12 protein-coding genes and 2 pseudogenes are annotated in these 19,266 nt (G+C 68.7%); 7 read left to right on the top strand and 7 right to left on the bottom strand.

What is annotated here, in order from left to right; translation table 11 throughout:
- Nucleotides 1-135 precede the first annotated feature (135 nt).
- Entirely contained in the window at nt 136-504 is a 369-nt protein-coding gene (locus IPJ59_RS33710; protein ID WP_293275419.1) for a hypothetical protein, read from the bottom strand.
- Between the two features lie 4 nt (nt 505-508).
- A complete protein-coding gene (locus IPJ59_RS33705) occupies nt 509-1,924 on the bottom strand; it encodes a hypothetical protein (RefSeq protein WP_293246316.1) in 1,416 nt (471 codons plus the stop codon).
- A gap of 165 nt (nt 1,925-2,089) precedes the next feature.
- Here IPJ59_RS33705 and IPJ59_RS33700 point away from each other — a divergent pair, with 165 nt between their 5' ends.
- From IPJ59_RS33700 to IPJ59_RS33685, 6 genes and pseudogenes are all read left to right on the top strand, one after another.
- Entirely contained in the window at nt 2,090-2,794 is a 705-nt protein-coding gene (locus IPJ59_RS33700; protein WP_293246313.1) for a hypothetical protein, read from the top strand.
- 781 nt (nt 2,795-3,575) lie between these two features.
- Nucleotides 3,576-3,872, top strand: a complete 297-nt coding sequence (locus tag IPJ59_RS33695) for a fibro-slime domain-containing protein (protein ID WP_293275418.1) — start codon at nt 3,576-3,578, stop codon at nt 3,870-3,872.
- Between the two features lie 213 nt (nt 3,873-4,085).
- A pseudogene (locus IPJ59_RS38485) lies at nt 4,086-4,241 on the top strand (tyrosine-type recombinase/integrase); the annotation flags it as partial.
- A 37-nt stretch (nt 4,242-4,278) separates the two neighbouring features.
- A pseudogene (locus tag IPJ59_RS38480) lies at nt 4,279-4,506 on the top strand (transposase); the annotation flags it as partial.
- A gap of 469 nt (nt 4,507-4,975) precedes the next feature.
- Nucleotides 4,976-5,329 carry a hypothetical protein gene (locus IPJ59_RS33690; RefSeq protein ID WP_293246309.1) on the top strand — a complete coding sequence of 118 codons (354 nt, stop codon included), beginning with the start codon at nt 4,976-4,978 and terminating at the stop codon, nt 5,327-5,329.
- A gap of 117 nt (nt 5,330-5,446) precedes the next feature.
- Nucleotides 5,447-6,676: a hypothetical protein gene (locus tag IPJ59_RS33685; protein WP_293275417.1), complete on the top strand. Its 1,230-nt coding sequence runs from the start codon at nt 5,447-5,449 to the stop codon at nt 6,674-6,676.
- Nucleotides 6,677-6,742: 66 nt separating this feature from the next.
- Here the strand turns inward: IPJ59_RS33685 and IPJ59_RS33680 are convergent, their stop codons facing one another.
- From IPJ59_RS33680 to IPJ59_RS33660, 5 genes are all read right to left on the bottom strand, one after another.
- Nucleotides 6,743-7,825 (bottom strand): hypothetical protein, encoded by a 1,083-nt coding sequence (locus IPJ59_RS33680; protein WP_293275415.1) that lies wholly within the window; start codon nt 7,823-7,825, stop codon nt 6,743-6,745.
- Nucleotides 7,806-10,817 (bottom strand): serine/threonine-protein kinase, encoded by a 3,012-nt coding sequence (locus IPJ59_RS33675; RefSeq protein ID WP_293275413.1) that lies wholly within the window; start codon nt 10,815-10,817, stop codon nt 7,806-7,808. Before IPJ59_RS33675 ends, IPJ59_RS33680 begins: the two co-directional genes overlap by 20 nt.
- 402 nt (nt 10,818-11,219) lie before the next feature.
- Entirely contained in the window at nt 11,220-11,606 is a 387-nt protein-coding gene (locus IPJ59_RS33670; RefSeq protein WP_293275412.1) for a DoxX family protein, read from the bottom strand.
- Nucleotides 11,607-11,843: 237 nt separating this feature from the next.
- Nucleotides 11,844-13,196 carry an adenylate/guanylate cyclase domain-containing protein gene (locus IPJ59_RS33665; RefSeq protein WP_293275410.1) on the bottom strand — a complete coding sequence of 451 codons (1,353 nt, stop codon included), beginning with the start codon at nt 13,194-13,196 and terminating at the stop codon, nt 11,844-11,846.
- Nucleotides 13,193-18,484, bottom strand: a complete 5,292-nt coding sequence (locus tag IPJ59_RS33660) for a trifunctional serine/threonine-protein kinase/ATP-binding protein/sensor histidine kinase (protein WP_293275409.1) — start codon at nt 18,482-18,484, stop codon at nt 13,193-13,195. The genes IPJ59_RS33665 and IPJ59_RS33660 overlap by 4 nt, the downstream gene beginning before the upstream one ends.
- Nucleotides 18,485-19,132: 648 nt before the next feature.
- On the opposite strand from IPJ59_RS33660, the gene IPJ59_RS33655 reads away from it, so the two are divergent.
- A complete protein-coding gene (locus IPJ59_RS33655; RefSeq protein ID WP_293246286.1) occupies nt 19,133-19,261 on the top strand; it encodes a hypothetical protein in 129 nt (42 codons plus the stop codon).
- Nucleotides 19,262-19,266 lie beyond the last annotated feature (5 nt).

Here is a 19,266-nt window from a genome sequence, read left to right as displayed (position 1 = left end):
TGCCCGCGGTGCGCGCCCGGGAGCCATGGCACGACGACGAACTTGCAGACCCTCCTCCGCCGCCGACTAGCGACCGTCGCCAGCACCTCCATTGAGTCATGTGTGCCCGCTGGGCCCGGACCGCCGCGTCCTCCATCAGCTCGGCCCGGAGGCATGAGTATGCTCTTGCGCGGCACGCGTGCGGAGCTCCTCCGCCAGCTTTGCCAGGCTGGTTCGTTCGCTCGCCGGCAACGCATGGTCGGTCAGGAATTCGTCGGCGAGGCTGATCGCCCGCTCCAGCGCCCCTGCCGCGCCCCACAGCGAGACCGCGCTGATCGCCAGCACACCTCGCTGCCGCGGTGAGGAGACCGGTGTCTCGCGTGCAAGGGCCTCCTCGAGCGCCGCGGCCCGGCGATACAACTCGCGTGCGCCGACGTGCTCCCCACGGCGCCCGAGTAATTCTGCCTCCAAGGCCAGGTCGTCGGCCTCGTGACTGCGAGGGTCGTTGAACATATCGCGGCTCATGCCTTCACACCGGTCCTTGCTCGCCCGGCTGTATCCGTGGCGTAGACGAATGCTTCTCGATCCGTGCGATCAACTCGTCGCGGCCCGCATGACGCCGACAAAAATCCGTGAGATGCCGGGTCGCCAAGATCATGTGGCCTGCGGCGGCGAACAACTGGTAGCCGCGAAAGACGAGTTCGACGGCGATCTCATGCTCGTCCGCCATCCCGTGATGGTCGGCGATCTCCGCGTACAGCCGCGCTGCGTCGCGGGGACGTCGCGCCGCGACACCATCGGCGATCCGTTGCATCGCCGCGAGCACGCGCGGCGTGCGAGCCTTCACCGCGCGAAACTTGGAGAGCGCCTCGCGGGCCTTGTTCTCCGACAGAAGGATCTCGATGAGGAGCACGTGTTCTCCCGCCTCGAGGAGCTCGCGGCGGAGCTGATGCCGGAGCGTCCCTCTCGCCGACGCGCGGAGTAACCCCCAGTGCTCGACGCTCGGCGCTTCACGGAAAATCTCCTCGGCCCACGTCGCGGCGGCCTTGTCGTCGCCCTCGCCAGTCGCCTGTCCGTAAAGCCAGGTCAGCGTCTGTCGCCGACCGGGTGTACCGCGAGTAGCGACCGCCCCCTCCATGATCTTATGCCCCTCGTCGGGGTAGCCGTGCTCAATGAAGAGCTCGGCGCAGCGAGTCCGTTCGCCCGGGTCATCGAGCTCCGTCAAGACCTGGGCTGCCTCCTTCGGCTCGTGCAGCGCGAGTAGTCGCGCGATCCGCCGATGCTGATCGCCTTTCTCCTGCAGCAGCGCCGCGCGCTCCACCTCCGCGCCACCACCGAGCTGGACCACGAAGGTCCCGAGGCGCTGGCGCGCGCGGAGCACCGCCTGCTGCAGCACAGACGCGGCCGCCGCCGCGATCGCCCGCCGCTCGTCGACCGTCGACCGGGCGAGGACAAGCTCGGCCGCTCGTTCGCCGACGCCATAGCCTCCGCTCGTCCGCTCCCACACCGCGATGTCGAGGAGCGCACCGAGGATGTCGCCACGTGTGCTGGTGGCGGCCCGGTCGAGGCAAGCCTCGAGTCCCTTGACGCACCGGTCGAGCACCATGCCGACCTCGCTCTCCTCATCCCAGATCAGCTCGTAGCCCGCGCATATGCCGGCGCCCAGTCTTGAGAAGACGACGACGGCCTCCCCGACCTCTCCGCGCTTCAAGCACGTCTCACCCTGCGCCGCGATCGCATTGAGCTGCCACGCGACCACTTCGCTCGCGCCACGGACCAGGGGCCCTGCCCGCTCCAACATGCCGACGATCTCCGCCGTGAGGAGCCGCGAGCGCTGATCCTGGACCGCCATGGTGCCGTCGGCATCGCCGCGGAGCACCCGCGAGGCGGCGTCGACCGGCAAGCTCTGGCTGCCCTGGATGAGCCTCTCTCGGCGTCTGCTCACCGCCCTTTCTTACCACGCGATGGGCGCAATCCCCCACCTGCAAGTACGAAACCGCGACACCAGGCGACGGGGGTCCACCTCGAGTCGCCCGGAGGGCGAGGTCGCCAGGGCCCCGCCTGGAATCTGTGCATCGAGTGCAACAGTCGTCGTGCCCGTGCCGAGTCCATGAGCATGTCCACGGCTACGCTCACCCTTGCCACGTTTCTCATCGATGCATCCTTCCCAGTCAAGGCAAATGTCCCCGTTCCGGCCCCGCACCCGTTTTCGTCGCCCGATCTGTCGAGTGCCGAGGCCGCGAACGAGCTTCAGAAGCTCGCGCGAGCACGCCCTCGCATCCTTTCGATTGAACCCCAGCAGGTAGAGCCGGGCCACCTCTCCATCACGGCCCGGTTTCGCCTCCGGGGGTCCGGTGCGCCCGGTCAGTTGCGGATCGACCTGTGGAACCACGTCGAAAACCCGATTGCCGAGGCGCACTTCTCGATTCGGGGAGTCTCGCATATGCAGATTCGCCAGGTCTACGGGGCCGAAGACCATCGGGTTTGGATGTCGCCGACCATGGAGGCAGAACTCGCACACGATGCGCCGAAGCTGATGCTCGTCTACTGGGCCGTCCTGACCGATCCTCGTCTGCACACGGCTGTCTCTGGATGGCTGGGCACGCTTCCCCCCGACCCCATGGCCGGTAATCCGGCGTGCGGGGCGACCAAGTGGGGATTGAGGGCGCTCGTGTGGATCGCCGGCGCGGCATGCTGCGCGGGTGGATTTGGGTTTGGTTGTGCGGCCTGCGTGGTCGGGGCGGGTACCGCGGACGACGCCCTCGACGGCATCGACTGCAACAAGGAGTGCAAGCCCGACTGCCCGATCTCGTGACGAGAGCATTTGTGTGCCTTCCAATACGAAGGGTGTACACTCGGAGGCGACCATGACAGCGCTGGCACCGCGCCCCCCTGAGACCGAGGTCGCCCACCTCGATCGCCCGCAACGGCTAGGCTTCTTGCCCACGACCGCCTTCTGGAAGCGACGTGATGTCTGGAGAATCGCAGGACCCCCAACCGGTGTCTTCGTCTTCCTGTGGCTGATGATGCTCGGCATATTCGTGAATGGATCGACCCCCATGTGGGCAAGCGCCATGCTCGCCGGGGTCGGGCCCTATCTATTCGTCGCGTTACTCGAGCGCTATTTGAGAGTTCGCCTACGACGCCGCCGGTCACTCGAACTACCACCACCCGAACAAGGCCTGCTCTGAACCAGCGCGCGTCGAGGCAGAGCGCCTCGCTCAAGGCCACGGGACGGACCTCAGGGCACGGCACACACGCACCACTCGAGGTCGCCCGCCTGTCCAGCTCGCTGGGCCAGGCCCTGACCGGCTCCACGCGCGCGCCTTGTAATCGCCAGCTGCCAGTCCCGCTGTACGAAGGCACGAATGTCCGCGGCGTCCACACCGGGACCGTAGCACGTCTCGCGCCCCCCCTCAGGCGGCCGACACGGGCCCATGGTCCTCGCGCGCTCCCCGCAGCCAACTCGAGAACCCCATTCCCTGCCCTCCCTGCCCCGGATGCGCGGCCACGCGATCCCGTCGCCTGGCCAGAATTTGGATCGATTTTGGATCGATTTTCGATGCCTGGGACCAAAGTCTTCGAATCCGGCCGAATTGAGCCCTCTACGGCGACACAACTTCCACTTCACGACCGAGATCCACACCGCATTCACCTACACCGGCGGCGAGACCTTCACCTTCACGGGTGACGACGACGTGTGGGTCTTCATCAACAAGAAGCTCGTCATCGACATCGGCGGCGTCCACGGCAACAGCCCCGGCAGCGTCGCGCTCGACAACCTCGGGCTGGCCATGGGCCTCACCTACACCCTCGACGTCTTCCACGCCGAGCGCCACACCACCCAATCGAACTTCCGCATCGACACCACCATCTGCTCCCAGCCGCAGTGAAGCCTCGGCAGCTCCTACTCCCGCATCATCCGCGACTGGGAGCTCGCCAACATCCGCAACCCGGTCAGCAACACCAAGCGCTTCGCCTCGCACCGGGTCGAGCGCTTCCCTGAGCCCCGACGAGCGCCGCAGCCTCGAGACCGTTCTCCAGCAAGGTGTACGCATGCGCGTCGCCACCCGCGGCTACGGAGCCGATGAGCGCCTGGGCCCTAGCTGCTCGCCCACACCGGCCTGCGCAAGGACGAGATCATCAGCCTCAAGTGGCCAATGATCGACTGGCAGCACGCCGTCTTCAACCTCCCCGACAGCAAGACCGGCCAGCGTTCGGTCCCCGTCTCCTCGCAGGTCATGGCCCTACTCCGCGAAATTCAAGAACACACCGGCCAGCCCCGCCAACGCCCAGTGGGCAAAGGTCGCCCCGATCGTCCTCTCCGGTCACCACCCGCGAACCCACGCGAGCATCCGCAAGAGCCTCGACGATATCCGCTGGGTACTCCACCATCGTGCCGCCTGGAACCAGGTCCCCAAGGAGTACGGCGCCTCCACGACCTGCTGGCGGTGGCACCAGCGCTGGCAAGAAGACGGCGCATGGATCCATATCGACCCCCTCATCACCCCTCCAAGCGCCCGCTGACCATCGCCCCGGGGCGAGTTGAGTGGCGCGATCTGGAACCTCTGGAACCGACCCGGTTTCAGATCACGAAGAAACAGACCGCTGCTCCCGTTTGAACATCGTTCACAACGGTCATCTTGTTGACATTCAGGATGTCGGGCATATGTGCCAGTAGATGGGCCTACGAGGCAGAATACGAGGGTTTGTCTCGAGACAGGCCAGAATCGAGACAAATTCGCGACAAATTCGGGCCAGAGGGCGGAGATCTCATGGCCGCGCATCGGCACGTCTCGGGCCCAGGGAGCCGGCGAGCTCGACGGCCACTTGGCCGGGCAGGGCGAGAGCAGGCAGCCCCCCAGTCTCTGATAACTCGTCGCTGACGAGCCTGGCCGGGCTCACCTCGCTGGCGCAGCTCGACGAGCTGGTCCTCCGGCGGTGCAGCGGCCTCACGTCGCTCGCGGGGCTCGAGGGCGTCGCCGTCTCCGGGGTCGTGGAGCTGACCGAGAACGCCGCGCTCACGACGCTCGCGGGAGTCGTCCCGCTCGACGCCCTGGACACGTTGTACATGCGGGACAACGACAAGCTCGACACGCTCGCGGGGTTCGACACGCTCGCTAAGGTTCACCACCTGACGGTGATCAACCACGACGATCTCCCGCAGCTCGACGCGGAGGCGTGGGCCGCGGGACGGGCGGTCACCGGGAAGCTCAAGATCGACGGGAACCTCGGCGCGCCGCCCCACCTCGACGAGTGCCCGTGGGTCCTCGACGGCGAATGCGACGAGGCCCTGGGCACCGGCCTGTGTCCGGACGGATCCGACTTCGAGGATTGTCCGATCGACTGATCCGTGCGACAGGTGGTACTCGAACACGAGCAGCGCTGTCTCGTGCTGGGGACCCTGGAAGCCCGCTGCTCGCGTTGGTCGCAGGTCGGCGAGCCCCTCGCTAACTGGTCGCAGGCCATGGCGACCACACCGGCAGGAGAGACCGTCTACGCGCACGAGGTCGGGAGCCGCGTCGTCCTCGAGATCTTCGCCGTCGACGGGAAGCGCCGCCCATTCGCCGAGTACGAGGGCGGCCTCCCGGGGCACGGGAGTCAGCCGCTCAGCGTCGCGGTCGACGATGCGGGCTTCGTCCACGTCCTCGTGTCCGAGACGGTGACCTATGTCGAGGGCGTGGACTTCGAGCCGCCGACAGAGGACCAGCGGCTCGTCGTCCTCCGCTACGCCTCGGACGGGGTGCTCGAGTGGCGCCGGGAGCGGGAGCGGCCGCCGGTCGCGGAGGGCCAACAGTTCATCGCCGATGGTCAGATCGGCGCCGACGGCGATGTGATCCACGTGCTTGAGCTCGACGAATCGCCCGGCGTCTTCCGCCTCGACACGGGCGGGCAGGCACTGTCCGAGGCCACGCTCGCGGCGCCCGCCGACATGTCCATCCGCGCCCACGACCTCGCCTCGGACGGGGCACCGGTGCTCGCCGGTCACGCCTGGGACGGAAAGACCGTGACCGTGTGGGTCGGCCGCTTCGCGCTCGACGGTTCGCTCGTCTGGAGCGACCGCTTCGCCGATAACGAGACGGATGTCACGGCTGTCGTCACCGGCTGGGACGGCGACACCTTCTTGGCGTCCTACGCTTTCCCAAACCCGGAGACCTACGAGGTCGTGCTGCGTCGCTACGATGCGAACGGGCAGGTGACAGCATCCAGCGGCCCGCTCGAGACCTCGACCAGCGCGACCGCGACCGACGCGACCGACGCGACCGACGCGACCACAAGTGTGATGACTACGACCGGGCCGGGCACCACCGCGGAGACCACGACCGGCTCGACGGGCGCCGGAGAGACCGCCGACACGACTGTCGGCGACGGCTTCCTGCCGAACTGCTTCGACCTCCAACCGAGCGACACCTTCGATATCATCGCCGCGCAGATCGTCGGCGACGAGCTGGTGGTCGAAGTCGGCTACAGCGGCGGCTGCGAGCCCCACGACTTCACCCTGTGCTTCGACTCGATCGTCCTCGACACCCAGTACTCGAACCTGGCGATCGACCACGACGCCCACGGCGACAACTGCAAGGCCTTCATCATGGAGATCCGCAAGTTCGACCTGACGCCGCTGCAGCAGACGGGCCCGTCGCCGTTCGAGTTCTTCCTGCTCGGCTTCGAGGGTGACAGCTTCACATATGAGTACTGAGAGTAGAACAGTGCTTCACGACCCGCCACCGGCCGCAGCTGTGCCGGGTCACCTGCTGGCGGGCGCTCAACGCAGCGAGAATTCCACCGAGGCGCAGACCCCATCGTAGAGCGCGCTGACCGTGTGGAGCTGCGACGGACCGAGATCGGCCAGCTCCTGCACCTCGCACCAGCCCTCGGCCCCGGCTTCACAGGCGCAGGCCGCCCCGCATTGGCTCGCCGACGCAAACATGGCCGTAAGCAGTGCGCCGCCGGGGACCGGTCGTTTCACCGCCATGCACGCGCCATAGAAGTCGGGGCTCGCCGCGCAGGCCTGCGGAAGCTCGGCCTCGACGAGCACCAAGGGCGCCCACGTGGTCTCGAAGCGGCGCCCGGGGGCGATGCGGATGTCCGGCGCCTGCGGGCAGGTCGCCACGCAGCCGCCCTCGCCGCGCAGCATCCACTCGCAGGGCGGCTGCTCGGTGAGGCAGGTCACCGGCGCGTGCGTGATGCGTCCGAACAGCGCGTTGATCAGTTGGAAGTATCCGTCGCAGCCCCACCCACGCAGGATGATATCCTCGTCGCTGTCATTGACGAAGGTCACCGCGATCGGCTCACCCGCCGTCTCGGGCTCATAGCTGCTACACATCGACGGGTCGCCGAGGGGATCCACGTCGAAGGACGCAGGCTGGTTGCAGACGGCGGCCGCCTCGGGCATGGGCTCGACGTCGCAGGCGGCCACGAACACAGCAATGATCATTCCATGATGGATACGAGACGAGGACCGGTTCATCACGGCGTTCTCCTGGTGACGCTCGGCGTAGCGTGCATTTTCAGCATAAGCACGCCGCGGCCAGCACAGGCCCGCGCGGGGACGAATATGCTTCGCAGCGCCTCCATCAAGGGCGCAGATCCTGCCGATTCGCGCCGCGGTGTGGTCGAAGTAGTAGAGGGGGGCCGCGTCGTTCGCATCGCCGAAAATTATCGGATCCCGACCGGAGCGGTGCGACCCCGGCAGACCAGCATGGGCAAGGCGCTGGGCACCCCGGGCTACCTGCCGCTGGAGGCTGGCCTCGTCGATCCGAATCCCAGCTTCGATGTGTTCGGGCTCGGGGCCACGCTGGACCGACTGCTGACCGGCACGCTGCCCGTCAACTCCCGTGGTCGGCAAGGAATGCCTCGACCTCGGCGAGTTCCTTCGCCTTGCCCGCACCGGCCTCGCGGTAGCCGTCGGCGGCCTTGCGGGCCTCGGCGAGCGCACGGCTTCGGTCGCCGCCTGCGCGGACGAGGGCCCTGGCGAGGTTGAAGCGGACCGCGAGCTCGCGTTCCTGGACGCCCTCGTGGACGTCGTAGATGGTGAGAGCTCGCTCGAGGTACGGCAGGGCTGCGGCCGGCATGTCCTGCGCGAGCGCGACGGCGCCGAGGCCTCCGAGGACCGCGGCGACGTTGGCGTGTTCGGGGCCCAGCGTCTTCTCCTGAATGGCCAGGATTCGCTCGTACAGCACCCTCGTCTCGGCGTACGCGCCCGTGGCCAGGTGAACATCGGCGAGGCCGTCGAGGGAGGTGGCCACGTCGGGGTGCTCGGGGCCCAGCGCCTTCTCGCGGATGACCAGGGCTCGCTCGTAAAGCGTCCTCGCCTCGGCGTACGCGCCCGTGGCCAGGTAAACGCTGGCGAGGCCGTTGAGCGAGTTGGCGACGAGGGGGTGTTCGGAGCCCAGCACCTTCTCGCGGATGGCCAGGGCTCGCTCGTGGAGCACCTTCGCCTCGGCGTGCGCGCCCGTGGTCCGGTGAACGTCGGCGAGGCTAGCGAGGACGGCGGCGACGTGGGGGTGTTCGGGGCCCAGCGTCGCCTCGAAGATCACCAGGGTTCGTTCGTAGAGCGGCCTCGCCTCGGCGTACTCGCCCCTGGCCTCGTGCACGAGGGCGAGGTTGTAGAGGGAGAGGGCCAGGTCGGGGTGTTCGGGGCCCAGCGCTTTCTCCTTGATCGTCAAGACGCGCTCGTACAGCGCCTTCGCCTCGGCGTACGCTCCCGTGGCGTAGAGGACATTGGCGATGTTGTTGAGCGAGATAGCGACGGTGGGGTGCTCGGGGCCCAGCGTCTTCTCGTGGATTGCCAGGGCTCGCTCGTGCAGCGACTTCGCCGCGGCGTAACTGCCCGCCGCGAAGTTCACGAGGCCGAGGGTGTTGACGCGATGGGCCTCGTCGAGGCCCAAGGCGTCGCCGGCGAACAGGACAGCGACCTCCGCGTGCGCCCCCCACACCTTGCCCTCGGCATGGCGAGACTGCCGGTACCCGATGATGGCCGTGAGGGTGATCGCGGCACGGGCCGCCACACCCCAGGCGCGCAACTTCGCCGCCGCCATGTAGGCCATGAGGCTCACGGCCTCGGCCTCGGCGTAGGCGCCCGTGCTCTCGAGCAGGTCGCCCTCGAGTTGCCGGGCCGCGGCGGTCAGGGGCGGCCAGCCGAGCGCCTCGACGTCCGCGAGCGCGGCACGCAGCTGCTTCAAGCCCTCGGGGTACTTGCCGGTCCACAGGGCTGTACGCGCCTGCGCGAGCGTGGCGCGCAGAGCGTCGGCCTTCGCACGGGCGTCCGGGGGCGGCGGCGACGGCAGGGCCGCGAGCACCTGTGGGTCGATGCAGGGCGACACGGAGCGCAGGCCGGCGGCCCCGGTCCCTGCCTGTCGCATGACCATCGCGTCGGCGTGCGACAGCTCGGTCACCAGCGCCGCGAGGGCCATCCGCCGCTCGTCGAGGCACCAGACGGCGCGGTCGAGCTGCTCCGCGTCAAGCGTCCCCTCGAGGTCGGCCATCGAGCAGGCCCGGGTTCGATGCTCGCGCCAGGCCTCGGCCTGTCGGTCGAGGATCGGCAGGACTCTGTCCGCGGTCACCGGCGCGTAGGCGAGGCCCGTAGCGAGGATACCCTCGCGTACACGGGTCCGCGCCGCGTCGTTCCACACGTCGACGATGCTGGCGCCGACGGCCTCGCACGCCGCGACGCGCTGGTTGTGATCGTGGCGCTGAACCAGGGCCGCCGAGGCGCCGAGGGTCGCCACGGCCGCGACGCCCACGAGCCACTTGCGGGCCCGGGCCTGGGTCCGGCTGCGGGACAGCGCGGCGAGCAGGGCCTGCATCGACGGGAAACGGCGCTCGGGTCGGGTAGCGAGTCCTTGCAAGCACACACGCCGCAGCCAGCCGGGGACGCGGCGAGCGTGCGGGTCGCGTGGCACTGGCCGGACGGCGCCCGCGAGCACGCTGGCCCGGAGGTCCACCAGCGTATCGCCGGCGAACGGGGGCTCGCCCATCAGCGCCTCCCACAGCGTGACGCAGAATGAGAACACGTCAGTGCGGGCGTCGACGGCGTCGCCGCGAAACTGCTCCGGGCTCATGTACGCGGGCGTGCCCATCACCGCCCCCACCCGGGTCACGTGCGCCGCCAGGGCCGCGAGGTCGCAGGCGGCGGTGCTCACGACAACGATGGGGGCGGCGGGTGCATCGTCGAGCGCGCGGGCCAGGCCGAGGTCCATGACGCGCACGCGCCCGTCGGCGCCGACCATGATGTTGTCGGGCTTGATGTCCCGGTGGACGAGGCCCGCCTCGTGCGCAGCGGACAGCCCGCGAGCAGCGGGGGTCATGACGTCCAGAAGCTCGCGCCACGTCCGTCGTCGCCGGCTGACCCACGCCGACAGCGTCTCGCCCTCGACGTACTCCATGGCCAGCCACACGGCCCGCTCGTGCTCGCCGACGTCGTGGATGGCGACGATGTGCGGGTGGTTGAGCTTTGCGAGCGCCTGGGCCTCCCGTGCCAGGCGGGCGCGGGCCTCGCGGGCGACGAATGGGTCGTCGTCGGCGAGCCGCGGGTGGAGGAGCTTGAGCGCCACCTTGCGGTCGAGCTCGGGGTCGTAGCCCGCATAGACCACGCCCATGCCGCCGGCCCCGAGCTTCGACAGCACCACGTAGCGGCCCAAGAGGGCACCGCGCCCGAGATCCGTTGACGGTTGCGCCGTTGACGGCGTCGCCTGGCCAGCGCCGCCAGCGGCCGTGGCCGCCAGCGCCACGTCGTTGGTGATGGAGGCGGCGGTGGCCGCCAGCGCCGCGGCGTTGGTGATGGAGGCGGCGGTGACCGCCAGCGCCGTGTCGTTGGTGATGGCGGTGGAGTCGACCACGGATCCTCAGCGGGCGCACGTGATCCAGCCGAGCCCCACGATTTCACCCTACCACAGTGGTCGAAGCCTCGATGGTCCCGGTGCAATGAGCCGCCGCGTCCTGAGGCGCGCCTAACCACAAAAGGTTGTTGCGGTTGCGCGTTCGTTCGACCGGGCTCGTTTCTGGCGATGATTCGCTGCGCATCGGCGACGGCGGCCGAGATCCACACTGCTCGTATTTGCCATAGGCGGTGGTGGGCGGGGCCCGGCTCCGGCATCGGCATCCGCTGCGCGTGTACAAGGCGAGCCTCGCGGCCGGGGCTTTCAGCTGCGGTTTTGAGGCTCGGGCGCTTTCCGGCGCGACGGGGTCAGCGAGGATGAAGGTGCTTCGACGCGGGAATGCTGCGCACGGGATCTTGACGATCATCCGCCCTGTCGTTCGGGTCGTGTCAGCCAAAAGGCCCACGCGATGAACACCAGTTGCATCGGGATGCGCACCCACAGCATGGTCTGCGACATCTGCAGGCCCTCCGGCTGGAGGTTGTGCACTGCCTGGTTGATGTTCGCGGGGAGCACCGCGATCAGCAGCGCGACCAGGCCCCACGCGGCGAGCCGGCGGAGGGCGGGGATCTGCAGCCCGAGCCCAAGAACGATCTCGAGTACGCCGCTGAGGTAGACGAGGACGAGCGGGAAGGGCAAGAAACTTGGCATGATCGCCACGTAGGTGGCGGTCATGGTGAAGTGGGCGGCGCCCGCGAGGAGCATCACCACGGTCAGGAGGACGCAGAACACTCGCTTGAGCATCGACATCGCGGCAACCCTCCGCGGAAAGCCTCAGCTTCCGCGCCCGAATCGTCGCATGCCCGACCAGGCTCAGCAAGGCCGCTGTCGTGGCCGCGCCTTCGATTCGACATGTGCGGTTGCGTGCCTCGCCGTCGATAAGCGGCGGACCGGCTGAGTGGAAGGCCTTCCTGTGTCTCGGCCGTCGCGCAGCCTCGCCGCTACAGAATCGCTGCCGACCGGTTGAAGCCGCGGGAGGTCGGCGTGTCATCCCACGCGACGACCAGCGCGGCCGAGCAGCGCCTCGGCGGCGAGGCGGAGATAGAGGCGGGCGGCCTCGTCGTCGGGGCAGCGGTTCAGCACCCGCTGCAGGAGCATGCAGGCCTCGCCGTGAGCGCCGGTTTGGTAGCATGCGACGGCCTCAGCGAAGTCAGCTGCGGTCGCCATCTTGGCGCTGCGCAGCTGCTCGGAGTCGGCGTCGATAAGCTCGTAGATGGCGATCGCGGCCTGTTTGCCGGGGACGTGGACCTCGCCGATCGAGCGCACGCCGTACGCCCCGGGGTTGGCGGTGGCAAGCAGGGTCTGCTGGCTGAGGATCACGCCAGCGCTGTAGCGTTTGGTCAGGGCCTCGAGGCGGGCGCTGAGATTCACCGCGTCGGACAGCACGGTCGCCTCCATGCGGGCCGCGTCGCCGACGGTGCCGAGCATGAGCACGCCGGTGTGTACGCCGATGCCGATGCGCACGTTTTCACCGTACTCGGCGTTAAAGGCGAGCATGCGGCGCTGGAGGGCGAGAGCGACCTGCAGAGCGTCGTCGGCGGAGCGGGGGAACAGAGCGAGGAAGCCGTCACCGAGGAACTTGTCGATAATGCCGTGCTGCTCGCGGACGATGGGGCACAGGTGGGCAAATAGGCGGTTGATGAAGCGGAAGCACTCGGCCGGGCTCATGGTCTCGGACATGCCGGTAAAGCCCCGTACATCGACGAACATCACGGTCATCTCGCGCTGGATCTGGTCGCCGAGGCAGACTTCGGTGATCCCGGCGCGCTGCAGCAGAGCGAGGTATTCGCCAGGGAAGAAGCGCTGCAGCGCGGTCGCGGTCGCCTCGGCGCGCTCACGGTGCTGGTCGAGGGCGCGAATGTGGCGATAGGTGCGCAGCGAGGCGACGACGGTGGTGTAGAGCTTGCCAGCGGTAAGCTCGCCCTTGGTCTTGTAGTCGCTGATGTCATAGTCGGTGATCACCTGGCGTTCGGGAGCGTGACCGGGCTGACCGGTGCGCAGGACGAAGCGGACCGCGGGGTTGCCGATCTCGCCGCGGGTGACCTCGATGACGCGCAGGCCAGCGTGATCGGACTCCATCACAACGTCGAGCAGGACCAGGGCGATGTCCTGGCGCGTACGCAGCAGCTCGATCGCCTCGCGGCCCGACTGGGCGCTGACGAAGGTGAGGCGGCGGCCGTCGAATTCGAGGCCATCAAGGGCCAGGCGGGTGACGTCGTGGACGCCCTGGTCGTCGTCGACGATGAGGATGATCCAGGCCGCTTCGTTGCGGATGGGCGAGTTAGGGCGCTCCGCGAAAACGAGGTCGGTGCCGCGGGGTTCGGGGGTGGCGGGGTTCATGCGGTGCTCCTCTGCTGGGTGGGCGAATCTGGGTCGACCTGGGTCGCCGGCATCGTCAATCTGAAGCAGGCTCCCTGCCCCGGGGCGCTCTCGCAGGTGATGGTCCCTTGCAGACGCTGGGTCGTGATGTTGTAGACGATGTAGAGGCCGAGGCCGCTGCCGCCGTGATCGCGGCGGGTCGTAAAGAAGGGCTCAAAGATCCGGCCGAGGTGCTCACCAGCGATGCCCTGGCCGTCGTCGCTGTAGCGCAGCTCGAAGCACCGATCGTGGCATGCGAAGGCGATATGGATGGTGCCGGGTCCGGGGCCGGGCTCGCGCCAGGCGTGCTGCAGCGAGTTCATCACCAGGTTGGTGATGATCTGGGCCATTGCGCCGGGGTGGCTGTGGAGGGTCAACGTTGGGTCGCCGACGATCTCGACGCGGTGGGGGACTCGCCGCCGCTCGGGCTGCAGACTCAGCACCACCTGCTCGAGGTATTCGCCGACAAGGAACGATCGCGGGGCCTCGCTCGACTGATCGACGGCGATCTGCTTGAAGGACTGGATGAGGTTGACGGCGCGGCCGAGGTTGGCCAGCAGGATCTGGCTCGCGCGCTGGGCCCGATCGAGATAGAGGTCGAAGTCCTCGCGCGTCATTCGGCCGCCTGCGTAGGCGCGCTGGATCTCGTGTGTCGCGTCGGCCAGGGCCGAGGCTGCGGTCACGCCGATGCCAACCGGCGTGTTGATCTCGTGGGCGATGCCCGCGACTAGGCCGCCCAGCGCGGCGAGCTTCTCCGACTCGACCATCTGCCGCTGCGCGCGGCGCAGTTGGTCCAGCGCCTGTTGAAGCGCGCCCGTCCGCTCGTCTACGCGAAGCTCGAGGCTGCGGTTGTGGTCGGCAAGCTGCCGGTACAGCAGTGAGATGGCGAGCGACACAGCCGCCTGGGCGGCGAGGAATTGCAGGATCTGGCAGCGGGCCGCCGTGAACACGCCGACCGCGAGGTTGTTCTCGAGGTAGAGGAGGCCGAGGATGCGGCCCTGGTTGACGAGTGGGATACAGGCGAGCGAGCACGGTCGGTGGGCCTGCACGTACTCGTCGTGAGTGAATGGGCCGGCACGGGCTGCGTCGTCGAGCACGACGCTCTCGCAGGTACGTGCGGCGTAGCGGAGGATCGCGGCTGGGAGCGGCACAGCGGTCCACGGAAGCGAGGGTCGATCGAGCGTCTCCGGGGCGGCGCTCGCCAGCGAGGCCTCGACGTACCAGGTGCCCTCGCGGTCGAGCAGCAGCCAGCCGCGCTCTGCCCCGGCATTCTCGAGCGCGAGGTGCAGCAGGCGGCCGATCAGGGCGTCGAGGTGAATCTCGGCCGAGAGCGCATTGAGGGCCTTCACCAGCGAGGCGTGGTCGAGCGTGTGCAACCCGGTCGCGGACTCAGCCCCGGAGGTATGGGCGGCGTCGGGCGCACCGGTGCTCCGGGTCGCTTCGGCGAATTCGCGGGTGAGCCGGGTCGCCTGGGCGTGGGCGCCCCAGGTGCGGTAGGCGGCGAGCGCAGCTTGAAGATACGCGTGGACCAGGATCGGGAAGGCGCGAGCGGCGGCGAAGCGGAGCGCACATTCGCAGGCGATGGCCTCGAGGTGTGGCGCCCCGTGCTCACGGGCGAGATCGATGGCCTGGTTGTAGTTGCGCAGAGCCCCGCCGTCGTCGCCCTGCGCCCGGGCCCACTCGCCGCGGGCGAGTGCCTCGCGGTGTGCGAAGTTGCAGGGAGCGCTGAGGGCCCAAGCGGCGAGGCGGTTGAGGTTATTCTCAATCTTCTCGGTGATCGCCGCACGCTCGTCGGCGTCGGCGTCGGCGTGGCGGCGGGCGAGGATCAGACACTCGAGGAAGGTGAAGTCGGCGACCATCGAGCTGCCGAACGCGACCGTAACCCGCGGCTGCGCCTCGACGAGCGCTGCGTGGGCAGCCTGCGTGTCGTTGTGGAGATACGCGATCAGCGCCTCGTAGTAGTGAGAGTAGAACATCGCCAGAGGGGCGTGCGCGTCGTCCATGCCGGCCCGTAGCGGGGCCGTATTGACAGGAGTAGCGGCGGGGTCGGCGAGGGCGGCGAACAGGCACCGCATGTGGCCGAGCACCAGGATCTGATCGAGAAGCTCGCGACGGCGCACGAGGGCCAGCGAGACCTCGATACGCTCCTGAAGGCGGTCGAGGGGTTCACCCGTGAGCACGGTGAGGAACACGGTGGTGACCGTGCAGTAGACGGCGTAGATAAAATCGCCGACCTGGAGGCCGCTCTCCGCTGCGTCGGCGAGGGTGGCCTGGACTTCGGCGAAGGGGCGGGTCCAGGCCATCATGAACGTCGCCCAGAACAGGGCGATCCGCGGGCGCAGCTCGGCGTTGGCGAAGCGCTCGTTGAGGTCGTGGGCGAGCCGACCGTGCGCGTCGCCGTCGGTGTAGCGGCCGAAGCCGCCGGACAGGACCAGCCCGACACCGATCATGCCATAGGACGATACCTCGCTGAGCCCGTGGCGCAGCGAATGGATGGCGATCCGTAGCAGCAGCAGCGACGCCAGGTTGGTGTCGGTGAAGTACGCGGCGGCGCTCATGGCGACCATGACCCGCATCTCGACGCGGATGTCCTCGTCGCGGGTCTCGGGCCAGCTGCGTAGGGCTTCATCGCTCAGGTCGGCCCGCAAGGCCTGGTACGCCTCGAATGCGAGGACCACATCGGCGGGCGTGGCGAGCTCCGGGAGCTCGACGGCGAACAGGGCGAGGCCGGCACGGCCAGCCGCGAGGGCGGCGCGCAGCTTGCCACGGTTGGTCTCGAGGACGGCCCGCAGGGCGTGCAGCTCGGCCTTCTCGCGGCGGGTGCAGGCGCGTTCCAGCAGCGGGGTGAACACGGCGATCGCGGCCTCGGGGTCGCCGGCCAGGTACGCACATTCGACGAGCTCACGATGGAGGGCGAAGGCTAGCGGATAGGCGCTCGTCCAAACGTCGGCGGGGAGCAGCTCGATGCCGGCGTTGAGGTAGCCGCAGGCCGAGCGATACGCCGTGGCGGCCTTGGCCTGACGGGCGGCGCGGAGGTGGATGGCGGCGACCCGGAGGCGCTCGCCGGGGTCGTCGAGCATGGCGCCAGCGCGGCTCAGGTGGCCGGCGATCGTGAATACCTCGGACTGTGAGCGGGCGTGGTCGCTGAGAGCGAGGAGGGTGCGTCCGACGGTGAGGTGAAGGCGCGGTCGCTCGTCGGCGAGGATCTGAGCGTAGGCGACCTGTTGGATGCGGTCGTGCACAAACTCAAGCTCGGCCGCGTGGCGCTCGTCGGCGACATACTTGTAGTCGTCGCCGACCGGCCGGAGCAGGCCGCGGTCGACCGCGGGCCACAGATCGGCGAGCACTCCGGGGGTGGCGGCGCCTTCGATTCGGGCGACGAGGTGGAGGTCGAAGCGGCCACCGCAGCATGCGGCGACGCGCAGCAGGTCGCGGGCGCGGGGCGGGAGCTCGGAGATCCTCCGGGTGACGAGGTCGACGACGTCGTCGGGGAGGGCCGCCTGGCTGAGCCTTGCCGCGGTCCAGGTCCAGGCGCCGCAGCTGCGGTCGAGGGTCAGCACGCCCTGGTCGTGCAGCGATTGCAGGTAGGTGCGGACAAACATCGGGTTGCCCTCGCTGCGATCGTGAATGAGCGCAGCGAGGGCTGCGGCGTCGTCGGGGCCGCAATGCAAGGTGTCGGCGATGATGCGTGCGACGCTGGCAGGCGCGAGCGGGGGCAGGGCCCGCACAGTCACAGCCGCGCCGCGCTCGTCGAGGCGCCTGAGAGCGCGGGCCAGCGGGTGATCGAGGTCGACCTCCGTGTCTCGGTATGCGCCGATCCACAGGATGTGGGTGAGCTCGGCGTCGCCGACCAGCTCCTCGACGAGCTTGCAGGTGGCGGGGTCGGTCCATTGTAGGTCATCGAGGAAGATGGCCACCGGGTGGCGCTCGCCCGCCAGAGCCCGCAGCAGCGCGCGCAGGGCCGTGTGGAAGCGGTTGGCGGATTCGGTGGGGGGCAGGACAGGGACCGACGGCTGAGGTTCGAGCAGGCGCTCGAGCTCGGGCACGGTGTCGAACAGGACCCGGGCGTTCGGGGCGAGTGCTACGGACAGGGTGGCGCGCCAATCCAGGAGGCGGGCGTCCTGCTCACCGAGGATGTGTAGCATCAGCCCGCGCAGCGCCTGGGCCAGCGCGGAGTACGGTGAATTGCGGCCTAGTTGGTCAAATTTGCCGGAACAGAAGTGGCCGCGGTGGAGCACCATCGGGCGGTGGATCTCGCGGACGAGCACCGATTTGCCGATGCCGGGCGGGCCGGCGAGAAGCACCAGTTCATTACCGCCAGCGCAGGTGCGCGCGAAGGCGGCGAGCAGTGCGGCAGCGTCGGGCTCGCGTCCGTGCAGGTTCGAGGGGAGGATGAAGCGATCGCTGAAATCGAGCTCGCCGAGTGGGAAGTCGACGGGGCCGCGGCCCTCGAGCGCCCGGCGCACGCGCTCGAGGTCGGCGAGCAGCCCGGCGCTGCTCTGGTAGCGGGCCTCGGCGTTCTTGGCCAGCATGCGTAGCACCAGCGCCGACAGGGCCGGCGGCACCTCGGGGCGCCGTTCGTGCACGGGCGCCGGCAGGCGGGCGATGTGGGCGTGGACCAGCTCGAGCGGATCGGCGAAGGTGAAGGGCGGAGCGCCCGTGAGCAACTGATAAAAGGTGATGCCAAGCGCATAAATATCGCTGCGGTAATCGACCGGTCGGTTCATACGCCCGGTCTGCTCGGGCGATATATAGGTCAGGCTGCCTCCCGACAGCTCGCGGGCCGCGAGCTCACTGTGTTCCTCGGCGAGCGCCGAGGCGAGACTGAAGTCGACGAGGGTGACGCGCTGCAGGGTGGCATCGACGAGGATATTGCCGGGATTGAGATTGTGGTGGATTACGTCTCGTTCGTGAATGACCGTGAGCGCCCGGACCAGGCGGGGGGCGATGACGAGGAACTCCGCGAGCGGAAGGCCGGCGGGCGGCAGTCGTTCGGCGAGGGTCGTCCCGACGAAGTCTTCCATGACGAGGACGGCGCGCGTGCCGAGCTCGATCAGCCCGTGGGTGCGAATGACGCACGGGTCGTTGAATCGGGCCAGGACCTCGTGCTCGTGCCGTAGGCGGGCGAGGTCGCGGGTACCCGGGTGTTCGCCGCGCAGCGCCTTGAGGACGACCGCGGCCCCGTCGGCGAGGCGGGTGGCGCGGAGCAGCATGGTGCGGCGGCCCTCGCGGAGCACACGAGAGACGAGGTAGCCCGGTACCGTGATCATGAAGGCTCCACTGGTAGCGCCGATCGATTGCCGTGACGATCATGCAGACAAGCACCTGAACGATGACGGCACAAGACGACCGTCGGCCGGGAATTACCGGGACCCCCGCGATTGCCGCGACCCTGCCCAACGATCGGAGCCGATTGCACGCCAGATCCCAGCCCAGGGTCGCATGTAGCGCAGGGGCTCACAAGCTCAAGGTTCGGTGACGTTCTAGGCTGGGCGATACTGACCGCCGAACACGATGGTCGGGTGACGTGCGCGAGTTCCAGCCCAAGCGCGAGTCACTCACGATGGTGCTCCGTGATTCACGTGGGATCTTTGGCGCTGTGTTTTGCCCTCCGGCGACTGCCAAGAACCGAGCGATCGTACGCTTCTCGGTTCATAGCGCCCTGCAGACCGCTGACATTGAGGCGGTCCTGGCGGTCTGTGCCGATATCCGTGACCTCGTACAGGTTGAGAGTTGGCGGTCGACCCGGCGCCACCGTCGCAGCAGAGCCTCCGAGGGATAACCTCGCTCGGCCTGCTGAAAGGCCGGCCTCCACCGGGCGCGCTTCCGCTCTTTCGCCGTCCGCCGATTGAACCCGCGCGCGCCGCTGATACACCGGAGGTCACGTGGACGCCTGCATGCAGGCACGGGCAGCCGCCATGCCTGGAGACCCCGCCCGCAGCATCTTGTCCGCGCCCACGCTCGCCGAGCTCGTCCACCGCCTGGTCGCCGCCCTCCACCCGCTCGCCCCCGCCTATCCGCTCCCGCATTACCGGAGCGCCAAGTGAGCGAG

It is taken from the genome of Nannocystis sp., assembly GCF_016714285.1.
In the GTDB taxonomy this organism is placed as follows: domain Bacteria; phylum Myxococcota_A; class Polyangia; order Nannocystales; family Nannocystaceae; genus Nannocystis.
Note: the sequence above shows the minus strand (reverse complement) of the source record. Positions and strands in the feature narration are given on the sequence as shown.